This is a genomic window from Plantactinospora sp. KLBMP9567 (assembly GCF_033446045.1).
In the GTDB taxonomy this organism is placed as follows: Bacteria; Actinomycetota; Actinomycetes; order Mycobacteriales; family Micromonosporaceae; genus Plantactinospora.
Map to the genome: position 1 here is coordinate 1 of NZ_JAWQRR010000027.1, position 15,078 is coordinate 15,078.

Below are 15,078 nucleotides of genomic sequence, written 5' to 3' on the forward strand. Positions count from 1 at the left end.
CCAGGGAGCGGCGGTAGAGTTTCCGGCACTGGCCACGGACGGGACAGCGCTGTCTACCCAAGACGGAGCGAGGAGTGTGTCAGTGGTGGACCGTGTCGATCCGCAGCCGAACCTCCCGCACCATCGCCTGCCCCGGGAACACCTCGACGCGCTCTGCACCGGCGACGGCGGGCCCGACCTGGTCCGGGCGCTCTGGCACACCCAGCGCAGCCGACGACTCCTGCTGCTGCACGCGGTGGTCGAGGCAGCCCGGGCCGAGCCACGGCTGCTCGGCCCGCTGCCTCCGGCCGACGCCGCCCGGGAGGTGCTGATCCGGGCCGAGCGGGCGGCACCGGCCGAGTTCACGGAATTGCTGCTGCATCCCCAGATCGGCAACTGGGCCGCGTACGCGCTGCGGCGCCATCGCGGCGGTACACAGGCGCGGGCCCCGATCTGGGTCGACTTCGGCGCTCTGCACGCGGTGGCGCTGGTGGCCGCCGCCCGGGCCGGCCTGTCCTGGCGTACCCGGCTGCCGGCGCGCTCCGGCCGGGTCATGCTGCCCTCGCTCGGGATGGCGGTACTCGCCGACTCGACCGGATGGCAGCAGGTGCCGGCGGAATGCGCCGACGGCGTACTCCGGATCGGTGCCCCCGGCGACGGGCCGACGGTCCGGCTCGGCTCGCCCGAGGAGGAGGTCCCGGGCTGGTGGAGCCTGCGGCGGCTGACGGTCGGCCCCGATCCCCGGCTACGCGTCCTGCTCGACGACGTCGACCCGTACCGCGAACTCGCCGACCCGGTCGAGCCGGACCGGCTCGACGCGGCGGCCGTGGCGCGCTGGACCGAGTTGCTGGCCGGGGCCTGGCAGCTGCTCCACGACCAGTGGCCGGACGGCGCCGAGGCGATCGCGGCGGCCGTGGTCTCCCTGGTGCCGTTGCCCAGCAGCGACGATTCGGAGACGCGCAGCGCGTCGACCGGCGAGGCGTTCGGCAGCGTGATGGTCTCGACGCCGCCGGACGAGGTGACCCTGGCGGTCGCGCTGGTGCACGAGTTCCAACACATCAAGCTCGGCGGCATGATGCACCTGGTGCCGCTCACCGCCGGCCCCGACGAGCAGGTGAGGTACGCGCCCTGGCGCGACGACCCACGCCCGGTGAGCGGCCTGGTGCAGGGGATCTACGCCTTCGTCGGCATCGCCGGGTTCTGGCGTGACTACCGGCTCAGCCGTACCGGGCCGCAACGGCGCAGCGCGGACCTGGAGTACGCGTACGCGCGGGCGCAGGTCCGCGAGGCGCTCCGGGACGTCCGGCAGCCGGGCTCCGGCCTGACCGGCTGGGGCGAGCGACTCGTCGCCGGGCTGACCGAGCGGGTCGAGCCCTGGCTGGCGGATCCGCTGCCCACCGGGGTGGTACGCGCCGCCGAACTGATCGCCGCCGGGCACCGTGCCGGATGGCGGATCCGGCACCTGCACCCGCCGCCGACGGACGTCCGCCGGCTCACCCGGGCCTGGGCCCGCGACCAGCGGGTGGAGTTCGACTCGTACCGGCCCGGGCTCATGGCGCACCCGCAGCGGCGCTGGTCACCCGGGATGCTGCTGCTCGTCCGCCGGCACATCGCCGGACACCCGCTCCCGCCCGGGCCCCGGATGCGCTCGCTCGACCTCACCGAGGCGGACGTCGCGCTGGTCCGGGACGATCTCGACGCCGCCCGGGCCGGCTACCGCGCGCGCCTCGGGGCGAACCCCCACGACCTGAACGCCTGGGTCGGGCTCGGCCTCAGCACGTTCGACCCCGACCCGCACTCCGGTTCCGCGCTGCTGCACCGCCCGGAACTCGTCCGCGCGGTGTACGTGCGCGCCGTCGAGGAGGGCTACCGCCCCGACCCGGTCCGGCTCACCGCCTGGCTGGACGAGGCGACCGCGGCGCTAACCGCCTGACCAGTGCCGCTCGACGATCCCGTTGATCCGCCGATAGTCCGGATCGTCCGCACCGAAGGTCAGCCGGAGCGCGTCGAGCAGGGCCTCCCGCCCGCCGGGATAGTGCTCGCAGGTCCGCACCAGCCCGACGACGTGCAACCTGCCGACCACGCTGTCCGGAACCGCCGTCCGGATGTGCTCGGGCAGCATGTTGATGACCGTCCGCCGCTGGTAGTCGTCCCGCATGGCGGGGACGCCCAGCAGCGCATCGACGATCACCTGGAGGCCGTTCGGCTGAAGGGTGTTCGGTTGGAGACCGTTCGCCTGGAGGCCCTTCGGCTGGAGTGCGTTCGACGCCGGTCCGGCCGGTCGCCCGTCCTCCGGCCCGAACGGCGCGGCCTCGGCCAGCAGCGCGCGGACGTACGCCGCCGCGACCAGTGCCGCGTACGGATGCCAGACGTCGCTCTTCGTCCGGTTGTCGCAGTAGTCCGCGACGCCACGGACCATGAACCACTGCCGCTCGTGCAGGTCGGCGGCGACCGCCACCCCGGAGCCTTCCATCTCGACGGCCCGGATCTGGTGGCGGCCCGCCAACGCGTCCCGGCGGGCCGCGTCGCGCAGCAACCGGTCCGCACTGCCGACCGCGGCGCGGTGTACCCGGGGCGAGCTGACCGGCCACTCCGGTCGGGTGTCCGGCCGGCCCTCGACGGGTCCCTGCGGAGCCGGCGGATCCGTCTCCTCGGCCGGCCGGCGGAACCACGCCGCCCTGGCCTGCGCCGTGCCGAGCAGCGCGTCCCAGGGCAGCTCGCCGGCGAGCTCCTTCATCTCCAGTTCCCGGTCCGCCCGGAGCAGCGCCTTCGACGGCTGTTGCACCGACCGGCGGAGCGTGTCGGTGCCGTCCACCGTCCAGACGTGGTCGTAGTCGACGACACCCTTCGTCGCCACCACGATGTCGCCGAGCCGTACGTGCCGGTCGGGCTGGTGCGGCGCGGGTACGCCGCCGGCTATCCCGCACATCACGAACGTCCCCAGCCCGGGAAAGCTGCGCGCCATGTCCGCACAGATCGCGGCGGCGTTACGGGTACCGTCCTCGGTCTGCACCGCGATGACGACCCGGTGCGGGCGGGCCGGATCCCGGCTCGGCAGTGTCCCGCCGCGGTAGTGATTGGGGTCGCCGGGAACTCGAAGGTCCTCCAGCTCGTCGACCATCATCCGCATCGCCACGCATTCCACCGGTAATGCGGTGACGATGCCGACTTTGACGTCGGAGGATGCACCAAAGGATCTCGACATTGGATGCCTCCAGACATTCAGCATCCCACCGGCCACCGCGAAAAAACAGAGATGAATCAGGACCGAGTTGCCCGAGGCGTGTGGGAAACTGGTGAAACCGCAGGGCCAACGGACCGGACACTCCCCCGCCACCGATGTCGGCCGGGTCAGTGCATGCTCGCGGGTGATGAGACGGCGTCCCCCAGAGGAAGGAACCGGCGAGTGGAAAACTCCTTCTCCCGAGACGTCGAGACGGAACTGGTCGACCTCAGCAACGACTCCCTCGCCACGCTGGCCGGATACGACCAGGACCTGCTGACGCGGCCACTCCGACGGGTTATGGCCCAGGTCGAGCGGCCACGCAGCAACATCGGCCAGACCGGGCCGCCGGGGCGGGTGGACTGAACCGGGCATCATCTCCGGATGTCACAACGGCATCGGATCCACGTCACAGTCCGCCCGGACACTCTGGATGGCGTTCAGGGTCGCCGGGTGTCGTTCGCCCAGCACCTTCCGAAGCCGCGCCATGGTGTCGGCCAGGATCTTGTCAGCCTCGTTGACCCGTCCCAAGGCCCGCAGATCGAGTGCGAGGTTCACGCTGACGGCCAGGGTCGACGGGTGCTCCACCCCGAGCACCCGCTCCGAGCGGGCCAGGGTGTCGGTGTCACGCTCGTACGCCGGCTGCGTCCTGGCGAGCGCGTACAGGTCGCTGGCGAGGTTCGTGGCACAGGCCAGCGTGACGGGATGATCGCTGCCCAGCGTGGCGTCGAGTAGTTCCAGCGCCTCACTGTTGTGTCGGTACGCAGCCTCGGTGCTGTTCAGGAGCCGAAGCACGATCGCCAGGTTCGTCCGCGCGGACAGCGTGTACGAGTGACGCGGGCCGAACATCCGACCGTAGCGCTGCAGTGTCGCTTCGCCGAGTTCGATCGCCCCGGTCAGATCACCCGCGTGCCGGAGATCGATCGCCACGTTCAGCGCGGTCGCGATCGTGTCGGGAAAGTCGTCGCCGTACCGGCGGCGGTACTTCTCCAGAGTCTCGTCCGCGAGGCTCCGCGCGCCGGAGTGATCTCCGGCCTTACGCCTGGCGACCGCAAGGGTACGGGCGGCCCGCAGCGTGGCCGGAGCGTCCGGACCGAACGCGGCCAGATGCCGGGCGTAGAGGTCCTCCTGCTGCCGGTGGGCCTCGACGTAGCCGCCCAACTCGCGGATGTCGATGAGAAGGCCGTTGAGGGTGTTGAGAGTTGCCTCGTCGTCGGGCCCCAGGATGACCGCCCTACGGTCTGCGGTTTCCCGGTCGAGTTCGGCGGCGCGTTTGAACTCGCCGGTGAGCCGCAGGCTTACCCCGAGGCCGTGCGCGCAGATCAGCGTCGCCGGATCGTCCTCGCCGAACTCGCGGCGGGCGGCACCGAGCGCACGCTCGTCGAGGTCGCGGGCGGCGACGAAATCCCCACTCGTCCGCAGGTCCATCGAGACCATGTACATCGCGTCGATAGTGCCCTCGTCGTTGTCGCCGAACGTCGCACGGTACAGCTCCAGGGTGCGCCGGTTCAGTTCCCGAGCCTCCGGGTACTTGCCGTTGACCCACCGCGTCCAGCCGAGCCACTTGGTCAGCCGGAGCGTCTCCGGATCCGTCTCGCCCCGGTTCCGCACCCACAGCGCGTACGCCTCCTCGGCCAGTTCCTCGCTGCCGGTGTGGTCGCCCCAGTGGTAGAGGAACCGCACCAGCCCGAAGACGAGTTCCTGGACCCGTGGATCGGTGGACTCGACTGCCCGGGACACCGTGATGTGCGGGCGGAGTGCCTGGTAGTTCTCCCACTGGTCGCGCCGGCTCGGATTGTTGGGGTTCCCGTTCGCCAGCAGCGTGTGCGCGCCCCGCCGCATCAGCAGTCGCTCGTCGTCGTCCATCTCGCCGACCAGCACGGCCTGGATCAGCCGGTGGATCTGCAGAGTGTTCCGCCGGTGGTCGATCCGGGCGAGTGCGTACCGCTGGATGTCGCGGATCGCGCGGCTGAGCCGGAACTTGTCGCTCAGGGTCGCATCCAGCTCAGGGGTGATCGGCGCCGTGGGCGAGCCTGCGAACAGATCACGCAAGATCGGCTCCGGTGCGAAGAACGAACAGATCTGCAGCAGTTGGAAGGCGGATTCGTTGACCTCCTTCAGCCGTTCGAGTGAGAGCTTCCACGCCGCCGCCACCGATCGCTTGTAATCCGGGGACGGGGAAGCGTCGAGCAACTCGATGCGCTTGTCCTCCAACAGCGCGAGGTATTCGTCCACCGGCATTCCGGTGGCCGCCCGCCAGGCCGCGGCCTGCTCGATGGCGAGCGGCAGATCACCCAACGCCTCGGCGAGCCGGTCGGTGTCGGCATCCGACAACTCCGGGTTGCGCTTCTGGAGGAAGGTCCGGCTCTCCTCACGGGTGAAGACGTCGACCTCGATCGACTGGCTGACCCGCGCCCAGTCCAGGTCGCGGGACGTGACCAGGATCTTCCCGGCGCCGCCGGTGGGAAAATACCGCTGTACCTCGTCCGGCGTCTCGGCGTTGTCGAATACGAGCAGCCAGCTCTCGTACGGCACCTGCCCGGTGCTCAACGCCTCCCGTACGGCGGGAACCGCACTGTTCGCCTCGGGGCTGACGTCCAGATCCAGTCGCTGGGCGAGTTTGGTGAGGGACGCGAGGATCTGACCGTCCTGTTCGGAGGGAACCCACCAGATCAGGTCGTAGTCGCCGCTGTGCTGGTGGACGTACTCGATGGCGACCTGCGACTTGCCGACACCACCCATTCCGTGCAGCGCCTGCGGAAGCACCGCGGTCTCCCGGGAGGTCTGTAGCTCGTTGTGCAGATGCTCGAGCAGCGCCTTGCGGCCCGTGAAGTTCGGATTTCGCTGTGGAACGTCGCCCCAGACCTGTGGCAGTTTGGCGGTGGACCGCTGGGTGGGTGCGACGGGAGGCATCGGTTCTCCTCGCAGTAGGCCCGCGTCGCTCTTGGGTAGCACCGGCGGGTCGGCGACGTCGGTCGGTCCAATCCGTACAAGCCCATCCGAGTCGTCTGGACCGCTCACGGCAATCGTACCAATTTGTCCTGGGTCGGCCGGGCTCTCGTTGTCGTTGTCGTTGTCGCCGGCCTCGATCGGTGGACCCTCCGTCTGGCGGGGGATCGACGGGCCGTCCCCGGCACCGGCCGCCGCCTCCGCCGCCGCCGCCGCATCGCCCACAGGATCTCCGGCGGGGCGACGAAGGGCCCGGAACTCCTCCAGCACCTCGAGGCGTTCGGCCTGACCCTCGGCCCAGTGCGCCAACTCGACCGCGATCGGGCCGTCGAGCTGGGCCGCGACATCGTTGAGCAGGACCAGGGCCGCCGGCAGCCGGTGTTGGCCGTGCGGTTGAGTGGCGAGATGGTCGAACGCCAGTGTCAGGTTCCTGACCGTGCTCGGCAGTTGCGGAACGCCAGCGCTCACCGCGGCACGCCACCAGCCCGGGTCGGACCGTCCGTCCTCCGCGCGACGGAGCAACTCGTGCACCCGCTTGACCTCACTGTCCGGGAGCAGGCTGAGCAACGCCGCCGACTCGATCAGTTGGGTCGCGCGTTTGGTGCCGGGCGCGTCCGGGGCCATCGTCGACAACGCGGCCACCAGCGCCCGCAGGCCGCCCGGGTTACCGAGACACGCCAACACGATGTCCACGACGTGCAAACGGGCTTCCGAGCGCTCCTGAACATCCGGGAAGTTGACGACATCCCGCCGGACGAGGTTTATGAGTAGGCGCCTGTCTGGAAGCGCATTCATAAATTGCACGTCGATCAGCGCAGAAATGAGCGCGTCCCGCAGCTCGGCAGCGGGGTCTTTCTTGATCGAACCCTGCGCCACGCTCTCCCCCACCACCTGCTCGATACGCCGGGACCGGTTAGCCCATGATGCACCGCCCGAAGAGCCGAGGGCAATTGACCGAGTGTTCGCATGCACAACCTGCGCCTATGGAGCCTATGGGCCGAGGCTCCGAAGGTCCAGACATCGACGTCGCGATCTCATATGCCGGAGCGATCACACACTTTGCCCACGCCGACTGTTCACATACCGCCAGGCCAAACCGCGGGCCAGCAGTCGGGCGCCTGACTTTCGCCCCGGGCCGCTCGCCGACCGGTCCCAGGCAGAGGATGAAGCCCTTGCGGAACCGCCGTCCGTCCTCGAAGAACGACGCCTCGGTCTCCGGGTGGGCCGCACACGCGGCATCGTTGTGGTCGGCCTCGGTCTTGCCCTCCAACCGGGCGAGCACCGTCCACTGGGCACCGCTGTCGGCACAGTCGACCGTACGCAGCTCGGAGACCGTCTGGCCCGCCATGCAGTCGCCCGCCTCGGCCTGGTTCGGCTCGTCCAGCCCGAGATAGATCGCGAACGGCGCCACCAGGACCGCGATGCCGAAGAGGACGACCCGGAACTTGCTGATCGGCCGAAGGCCACGGAACCAGGTGGCTATCGACCGTTTCGACCGCTGTTCCGGCCCCGTGGAGTTGGACATGGTCCCGTTGTTCCTTTACTCATGATCGGTTGGACCGGCAGAGAATAGCCAGCCCGACGGACCTTCGGAAGCCGTCGGGCAACGAATTCCGGGAGAAGTGCGGCAGCGATTTTCGGGCCGTTTCCGTTACACGGCTACCGGGGCGGCTCGTGCCGGTTGGCGAAGGCGATGTCCCGCCAGGTGGCGAACCGGCCGGCGGGGTCGCTGCCGCTGGAGTAGTACCACGGCCACTCGGTCACGTTCTCGCCGATCGCGTCGAAGACGGCGGCCGCCGCCGGATAGTCCTCGGCGAAGGAGAAGGCGAGCGCGAATGAGTTGAACGGACTGGGCCAGCCCGGCCGGCGACGGTACTCCGGGTGCCAGATCGACTGCTCGGCCGCCGCTCGCAGTTCGGCGCGTACCTGCGGACTCATGATGTACGGGTCCTTCTCCTCGCTGGGCAGGTCCAGCCAGTGCTCGATGTGCGCCACCACGACCAGCTCCGGCAGCAGGCTTCCGGCCGGCGCCCTGGCCGCCGCCGTACGCGCGAAGTCGAACATCTCCTCGGTGCTGCCGAACCACTTCCGGCAGAGGAACTGGAGCATCTGCTGGTGTGCCACGAGGTGCGTGGGATGCCGGCGGACCACCTGCGCGAAGCGGTGCATCGCCTCCTCCCGGCCGACCTGACGGCCTCGCGCGGCGGTCACCAGGAAGGTCCACGCGGTCGTGTCGTCGGGGTCGCGGTCCACCACCTCGTCGAGGCAGTTCTCGGCCATCCGCAACCGGTCGAAGAAGCCCGTGAACTGACTCTGGCTGGTGTGGTCGGCGGTGGCGCCGCCGCGTGCCTCCCAGGCCCAGTAGACGGCGTGGCAGCCGCGTACCAGCGCCGGGAGGGTGGAGTGCGGCTCGGCGGCGATCCACTCCTCGATCCAGTCCTGCACCCCGTCGACGTCCGCGCAGACGCCCAGATAGAACGCCCGGTCGTCGGGGTGCTCCACGGAGGTGAGGAAGTCTCGGGCGGCCATCCAGTTCCGCTGCTCCAGCGCGGCGCGCAGCCACGCCGCCCCCCGGTCGCCCTTGGCCTTGTCGACCGGCGGCGCGGCACTGGCCGGACGCCCCGGCGACACCGCGATCTCCTTCTTACGGAACGGCCACATCACCGTTTCCCCTTCCCCGTCGTCGACGCGCCTCCCGCGCCTTCCCCACCAGGTCCGGCCCGTACCGCGGGCGTCGCGGACGCCCCGGCGGTCCGTTGTCGAAACGCAGAGGCTACCGAGCGTCGTGCCGGGCGGTAGCCGGGGCCGCCCCGGAATTCACGGGACACGCTGCCGAGCGCGACCGGCGACGAACGCTCCGTCACCGTCGGGCGGGAACTCGGCGTCGCGGCCGCGGAACGAAGCCTTTCAACCTGAACCGCGGGGCGCTCACGCACCGCGTCTGACCTTACGGTCCACAGCACCGCAAGGGGGAGGTGGAAAGGTTCGATGGTCGGCGGCAGCGCCGGACGACGGAATCGCGTTACCGGGACGCACCGTGCCGGCGGGCGGAGATATCTCACTCGTTCCGGCACAGCCACGACTTGCCTACGGCGTCGGCCCGCACCTAGCGTGGGACGGCGATCACGTGGACGGGGGACGACCGGTGCGGATCGGGATCCGACGACAACGCACGGTACGACGAGACGCTGCGGAAAGCGCTCCGGTATCCCGTCATCACGTCCGGACGGCACCCCGGGCGGACGGGGCCGGGGCGACCCGTACCGGAGCTGAGCCGTGCCGGCCGAGCTGACCGCCCTGGTCCGGTCGGCACAGCAGGGCGACGAGTACGCGTTCCGGATGCTCTACCGGGAACTCCAGCCCGGACTGCTGCGGTACCTGGCGGTGCTGGTCGGGCCGGACGCCGAGGACGTGGCATCGGAGACCTGGTTGCAGATCGCCCGCGACCTGACGACGTTCGCCGGCGGGCCGGGCTTCCGGGCCTGGGCCATCCGGGTCGCCCGCAACCGGGCGCTGGACCACCTGCGCCACCAGCGCCGCCGGCCGACCCTGCCGGTACCGGTCGAGGCGCTCGCCGAGCTGCCCGGCGCCGAGGACACCGCCGCTAGTGCCGACGAAGGGCTGGGCACCCACACCGCCGTCGCACTCATCGCCACCCTCCCACGTACCGAGGCCGAAGCGGTGCTGCTGCGTACCGTCATCGGGCTGGACGCCGAGAGCACCGCGCGGGTGCTCGGCAAGAGACCGGGAGCCGTCCGCACCGCCGCCCACCGGGGGCTGCGCCGGCTGGCCCGCGTCCTGGCATCGCAGGACGGGCGGGACGGTGCCGAGAAGCCGGCCGGCGCCGGACCGGCGGACGGACAGGTCGCCGACGTACGGTCCGGCGAGGATGTCGAGGCTGGACAGGGAAGGCGCTGAGAGAGATGAGAATGGTGTTCCGTCGACGCGGTCGGCCCGATCCGGAAGCGGCGGAGCGGCTACTCGACGCCGTCGCGGCCGGCGCCACCGGGTCCCGGCAGGCGCACGGCGACGTCCCGGACCCGCTCGCCCACCTGCTCGCCGTCGCGGCGGCACCGGCCCGACCCGAAGAACTCCACGGCGAGGACGCCGCGGTGACGGCGTTCCGGGCGGCCCGCGACGGCCGGACCACGGCCTCGACGACACCCCGGACGACCGAGACCCGCGAGGCCCTGGCCGGTACCGCCACCGGTCCACCTGCCGAGCGGCGCCCGCTCACCGCCGGCGCCCTCGGCTGGATCGCCGTGACCGTCGCCACGCTCACCGCGGGCGTGGCGCTGGCGGCAGAGATCCCCGCACTGCGTCCCGCCGGGCCACCCAGCGGCACGCCGAGCGCCGATGCCGGCCCGTCGGTGGTGCGGACGTCAGCGCCGCCGACGACCGGACCGGCGCCGAGGCCCACCCCGACCGGCACCGAGCCGCCGCTCGCCGAGCCCGGCCGGCCGGGTCAGGCTCCCCCGCCGCAGTCGCTCGTGGCGCAGTGTCGGGCCTTCCTGGGCGGGGGTGGCCCGGACGGCTCCTCAGCCCGCCGGCCGCCCTCCGCCGTCCTGGTCCGGGCGGCCGGCGGTCGAGACGAGGTCGACGGCTACTGCCGACACCTGCTTGCCACCGACCCGGAACCGGGCGCCAACGAGCCGCGCCGGCCTCCGGACAAGAATGCACCGGCCGAGCCGCACCGGCCCCCGGGCAGGGATGCACCGACCGATCCGCCCGGTAGGACGCCCGGTCAGGAACACGGCGGCAAGGGTTCCCGCTGAGCCGCCACCGGCCGGACCCCTCGGACAACCGCCAGACCAGCAACCGCCAGACCAGCAACCGCCAGAACCGGTTATGGCCGGCCGGCGACAGGGCCGTCGGCCGAGGGCCGGTCGACCCAGCCGGGCAGCGCCTCCCGGGCGGCCAGCCAGGCCGCCGGCACGCCGGCCGTGTCGGGCCGGTCACCGGTCCCGGTGTACGCGGCCAGCACGCCGCCGACGATCGCCCCGGTGGTGTCGACGTCCCCACCGGCGGCCACACACGCGGTGATCGCGGCCGGATAGTTGCCGAGGTGGGTCGCGGCGACCCAGAGCGTGAACGGGACGGTGTCCTGGGCGGTCACCCGCGAGCCGTTGCCCAGTTCGTACGCCGCCTCCTCGACCGTCACCGCCGCGCCGGTGAGCAGTCGGCGGGCCCGCTCGACGCCCCGGCGTAGCTGCCCGTCGATCAGGTACGGCTCCAGCCGGTCGAGGAATTCGGGCGCGGACGGGCGTACTCCGGTGAGCCGGGCCGCTCCGGCGTGCGCGGCGGCGACCGCGACCAGCACGGCCCCGGCGATCCCCTCGGGGTGGGCATGGGTCACCTCGGCGGACCGGATCGCCTGCTCGGCCGCCCGACGCGGCCGGTCGGCGTGGTAGGCGCCGAGCGGAGCCACCCGCATCGCGGCGCCGTTGCCGCAGGAGCCCTCTCCACCGAACGCGTCCCGGGCCGCTTCCCGCCACGGCACCCCGTCCCGGATCCGGTGCAGGATCACCACCGCACCCGCCCCGTAGCCCCGGTACGGCTCGCAGCGCTCCGCGAACGCGGCGGCGAGCCGGTCCTGGCCGATCTCACCGTGCGCCGCGAGTTCGGCCACCACCGAGCAGGCCATCTCGGTGTCGTCGGTCCACTCCCAGGGGCCGGCCGGCGGTCGACCCACGACCAAATCGGCCGGCGACCGGCCAACCATGAAGAACTGCGCGCCGAGCGCGTCACCGACGGACAAGCCGTGCAGGCTGTCGTAGCAGAGGTCGAGCCGGGCCGGCTCGTACAGGACGAAGGACATCGCTCCGATCATGCCCCAGTCCGGTCCGGATCCGCCCGCCGGAAGGGGGCGCGACCCGGCCGGCGCGTGGGCGGCGGTGACCGCGGCCGTGGCGGCCGAGGTCGGCCGGAGAGTGCCGGGTCAGCGTTGGCAGGCCTTCAGCGGGGTGCTGGTCCGGGCGGTACGGGTCGAGCCGTCCTTGAACTTCGCCGCCGCCGTGATGGCGATGGTGCCGCCCGCCGAGTTCCGCGGCTCGGCCCGGAACGGCCCGAGGCTGGTCAGCCAGGTCCCCCGGTCGCTGCCGATGGTCCGGGCGGATCCGCTGCCGTCGAACGGGACCACGGTGTTCACCCGGTAGCGGAACGACACCGACGAGATGTTGCCGGCCGCGCCCACCCGGACCTGCACCAGCCCGAAACTCGGATTGCCACAGCCCTCCTGGTGCAGGCCGGTGAAGTTCTGCGCCTGGCCGAACCCGCCGGTCACCCTGACCGTCACCGTCGTCTGCTCGCCCATCGTGCGGGCCCGGCGGGGCGGCGCGCTGCTGGCCGGCGGCCGGGTGGTCCGGGCCGCCGTGGGCCTCGGCGTGGGGATCGGGCTCGGACTCGCGTCGGTCGGGGTGGGTACCGCCGACGAGGAGTCGGTGGCCGGTACGCCGTCGGACCACTGTGGACGCTGAGCCCCCTGGCCCGCGCAGGCCGTCGAGACCGACAGGGCCGCCGCGCACGTCACGGCGAGCAGGACGCCTGATCGGGTACGCCGAAAGTTGAGGACAGTCACCATGATCCCGTCGGTCGTGTTGGCCCCATTTCGCGGCATCAGCCGGCCTTGACCGTAGTCCTGTCCCTCGATGTCGCCAAATCCACATCGGAAAGTGGGACAAGTCAGCACTTCAGTGAGCTGGCGCCGCGCCGGCCACCCGGGACTACGGCCGCCACAGCACCAGCTCGACCTCCCGGGCGCGCTCGGCGAAGCGCCCGGCCGGTGCCGCCGTACGCAGCAGCCGTCGCAGGTCCCGTTCGAACTCCGGACGCCGTCCGGCGAAGAGGTGCGGCGCGGCGTACGACAGCGAGAAGACCGCCGCCACCACCTCGTCCTCGGTACGCTCCCGCACGATGCCGCCACCGACGGTCAGCCGGCGCGGGCCCCGGTAGCCGGCGGCGCGCATCACCCCCTCCTCACCGCCCGCCGTGCCGGCGGGCAGCACCCCCTGACCGGCCCGACGCACCGGACCGAGATAGCGGGTGACCAGCGCGTCGATCTCGTCGTGCGGCGGGCGGGGAAGCGGAAGTGGGTCGGTGCCGTCCACCCCCCGGTGGGTGGTGGCGCCCACGTGCACCCAGACCCCGTCGGCACCGAGCATCGGGCGTATCGCGCGGGCGACCCGGGGGCGGTCAAGCCAGTGGAACGACTGCGCGAACGTGACGACCCGGAACGTGCCGAGCCCGGTGGGCAACTCCTCGGCCCGCAACCGCTGCCACCGCACGTTGCCGACGCCGGCCTCGCGGGCCGCCCGCTCGGCCCGCCGCACCATGTCCCGGTCGGCGTCGATCCCCAACACCGACGAGAAGAGCGGTGCCAGCAGCAGGGTCAGCGAGCCGGGTCCGCAGCCCACGTCGAGCAGCCGGCCACGGCCGTCGAGCCGGAGTTCGGCGGCCAGGGCGTCGGCGACCGTCGCCGGGTACGGCATCCGGCCGACGGCGTAGTGGTCCGCACTGCCGGCGTAGAGCGTCTCGTCCCACTGCCCGACTGACCTGCTCAGCCGACTTCTCCGTCGGTGCCGACCGGAGCCGGTGGGCGGCGGGCGAACGGCGGCGCGTGCTCGGGGCGTACGCCGACGCCGATCAGGTAGGCCGGGCCGATGGACACGACCGGAAACCGCCGGAGCAGGGCCAGCACCGGCCGGGGCGGCCCGGCCCGGCGCCCGGCCAGGATCGGGGTGACCAGATTCCGGTGCAGGAACTGCTGCAACCGCTGCACCAGCATGGTCGGTAGCAGCCGCCGGGACCGGACGGCGGCCAGGTCGGCCTCGGTCACCGTGCCGCGCCGGAGCGGCTCGGCGAGCAGCGTGGCGGCGGCGACCGCGTCCTGTACGGCGAGGTTGATCCCGACCCCGCCGACCGGCGACATCGCGTGCGCCGCGTCCCCCAGGCAGAGCAGCCCGGGCACGTGCCAGCGGTCGAGCCGGTTCAGCCGTACGTCGAGATGCTTGACGTCGTCCATCGAGGTGATCGCGTCGACCCGGTCGGCGAAGCCGGGAGCCAGTTCCGCGATGTCGCGACGGAACTGTTCGACCCCCTGGGCCCTGATCCGCGCGTCGCTGCCCTTCTGGGCGATGTAGGCGATCTGGAGATAGCCCTCCCGGGGGATGACCACGGCGAACCGGCCGGGGCCGACCCGGGGGGTGAGCCCGGCCGGGTCGTCGTGCGGGTCGCGGGGCAACCGGAACCACCAGGCGTCGATCCCCACCGGAAACTCCCGGACCGGCAGGTTGGCCTGGTCCCGGGCGAGGGACCACCGGCCGTCGCAGGCGACGGTCAACTCGGCGCGCAGCTCACCGGTCTCGCCGTCCGGCCCCCGGTAGCGCACGCCCAGGACCCGGCCGTCCTGCTGGATCAGCTCGGTCACCTCGGTGCGCATCCGCAGCGTGAAGGAGGGCTCGGCCGCACCCGCCTCGGCGAGCAGGTTGAGCAGGTCCCACTGCGGCACCATCGCGACGTACCGGTACCGGGTCTTCAGCCGGCGGAAGTCGGCGATGACGACCTGCCGGCCCGGCGCCACCGGGAAGGCGACCTCGTCCAGCCGGCTCTGCGGCAGGGCGGCGAACCGCTCGCCGAGGCCCAGCTCGTCGAGGAGTTGCAGGGTGGACGGGTGCACCGTGTCGCCCCGGAAGTCGCGCAGGAAGTCGCCGTGCTTCTCCAGCACCGTCACGTCGACGCCGGCCCGGGCCAGCAGCAGCCCGAGCACCATCCCGGCCGGTCCACCGCCGACGACGACGCAGGTCGTACGCTCGTCCACCGCGATCACCTTATTCAACGAGCGATGAATTATGCGCCCACGGTACTCCCGGCGCAGCGAAGATCGCAACTGTCCACAGCCGATACGGCAGCTCGGCGCCGCACCCTGGACA

13 protein-coding genes are annotated in these 15,078 nt (G+C 71.9%); 5 read left to right on the plus strand and 8 right to left on the minus strand.

All coding sequences use genetic code 11. The annotated features are described in order from the left end of the window. Nucleotides 1–82 precede the first annotated feature (82 nt). Nucleotides 83–1,912, plus strand: a complete 1,830-nt coding sequence (locus R6Y94_RS21950; protein ID WP_318397767.1) for an HEXXH motif domain-containing protein — start codon at nucleotides 83–85, stop codon at nucleotides 1,910–1,912. Here the strand turns inward: R6Y94_RS21950 and R6Y94_RS21955 are convergent. Further along, a complete protein-coding gene (locus R6Y94_RS21955) occupies nucleotides 1,901–3,184 on the minus strand; it encodes an effector-associated domain 2-containing protein (protein WP_318397768.1) in 1,284 nt (427 codons plus the stop codon). The genes R6Y94_RS21950 and R6Y94_RS21955 overlap by 12 nt on opposite strands. A gap of 201 nt (nucleotides 3,185–3,385) precedes the next feature. Between R6Y94_RS21955 and R6Y94_RS21960 the strand changes: the two genes are divergently transcribed. Next, nucleotides 3,386–3,568 carry a hypothetical protein gene (locus tag R6Y94_RS21960; protein ID WP_318397769.1) on the plus strand — a complete coding sequence of 61 codons (183 nt, stop codon included), beginning with the start codon at nucleotides 3,386–3,388 and terminating at the stop codon, nucleotides 3,566–3,568. 21 nt (nucleotides 3,569–3,589) lie between these two features. Here the strand turns inward: R6Y94_RS21960 and fxsT are convergent, their stop codons facing one another. The 3 genes from fxsT to R6Y94_RS21975 all read right to left on the minus strand — a co-directional run bounded on the left by fxsT (nucleotide 3,590) and on the right by R6Y94_RS21975 (nucleotide 8,812). Beyond that, nucleotides 3,590–7,123 (minus strand): FxSxx-COOH system tetratricopeptide repeat protein, encoded by a 3,534-nt coding sequence (gene fxsT, locus R6Y94_RS21965; RefSeq protein WP_318397770.1) that lies wholly within the window; start codon nucleotides 7,121–7,123, stop codon nucleotides 3,590–3,592. After that, nucleotides 7,065–7,562, minus strand: coding sequence for a hypothetical protein (locus R6Y94_RS21970; RefSeq protein ID WP_318397771.1), 498 nt, complete (start codon nucleotides 7,560–7,562; stop codon nucleotides 7,065–7,067). Before R6Y94_RS21970 ends, fxsT begins: the two co-directional genes overlap by 59 nt. 248 nt (nucleotides 7,563–7,810) lie before the next feature. Further along, a complete protein-coding gene (locus R6Y94_RS21975; protein WP_318397772.1) occupies nucleotides 7,811–8,812 on the minus strand; it encodes a DUF4034 domain-containing protein in 1,002 nt (333 codons plus the stop codon). A 615-nt stretch (nucleotides 8,813–9,427) separates the two neighbouring features. Between R6Y94_RS21975 and R6Y94_RS21980 the strand changes: the two genes are divergently transcribed. Together R6Y94_RS21980 and R6Y94_RS21985 are read left to right on the plus strand one after the other, a co-directional pair. Next, nucleotides 9,428–10,069, plus strand: coding sequence for an RNA polymerase sigma factor (locus R6Y94_RS21980; RefSeq protein WP_318397773.1), 642 nt, complete (start codon nucleotides 9,428–9,430; stop codon nucleotides 10,067–10,069). 5 nt (nucleotides 10,070–10,074) lie between these two features. Next, complete coding sequence (locus R6Y94_RS21985) at nucleotides 10,075–10,926, plus strand: hypothetical protein (RefSeq protein ID WP_318397774.1); 852 nt, start codon at nucleotides 10,075–10,077, stop codon at nucleotides 10,924–10,926. Nucleotides 10,927–10,997: 71 nt separating this feature from the next. Here R6Y94_RS21985 and R6Y94_RS21990 read toward each other — a convergent pair whose 3' ends face one another. Then, nucleotides 10,998–11,969, minus strand: coding sequence for an ADP-ribosylglycohydrolase family protein (locus R6Y94_RS21990; protein WP_318397775.1), 972 nt, complete (start codon nucleotides 11,967–11,969; stop codon nucleotides 10,998–11,000). Between the two features lie 120 nt (nucleotides 11,970–12,089). After that, nucleotides 12,090–12,446, minus strand: coding sequence for a hypothetical protein (locus tag R6Y94_RS21995; RefSeq protein ID WP_318397776.1), 357 nt, complete (start codon nucleotides 12,444–12,446; stop codon nucleotides 12,090–12,092). A gap of 19 nt (nucleotides 12,447–12,465) precedes the next feature. Between R6Y94_RS21995 and R6Y94_RS22000 the strand changes: the two genes are divergently transcribed. Continuing rightward, nucleotides 12,466–12,627: a hypothetical protein gene (locus R6Y94_RS22000; protein ID WP_318397777.1), complete on the plus strand. Its 162-nt coding sequence runs from the start codon at nucleotides 12,466–12,468 to the stop codon at nucleotides 12,625–12,627. A 246-nt stretch (nucleotides 12,628–12,873) separates the two neighbouring features. On the opposite strand, the gene R6Y94_RS22005 is transcribed toward R6Y94_RS22000, so the two are convergent. Both R6Y94_RS22005 and R6Y94_RS22010 read right to left on the minus strand, forming a co-directional pair. Beyond that, complete coding sequence (locus R6Y94_RS22005; RefSeq protein WP_318397778.1) at nucleotides 12,874–13,638, minus strand: class I SAM-dependent methyltransferase; 765 nt, start codon at nucleotides 13,636–13,638, stop codon at nucleotides 12,874–12,876. Nucleotides 13,639–13,706: 68 nt separating this feature from the next. Continuing rightward, nucleotides 13,707–14,966 (minus strand): FAD-dependent oxidoreductase, encoded by a 1,260-nt coding sequence (locus R6Y94_RS22010; RefSeq protein ID WP_318397779.1) that lies wholly within the window; start codon nucleotides 14,964–14,966, stop codon nucleotides 13,707–13,709. Nucleotides 14,967–15,078: the final 112 nt, after the last annotated feature.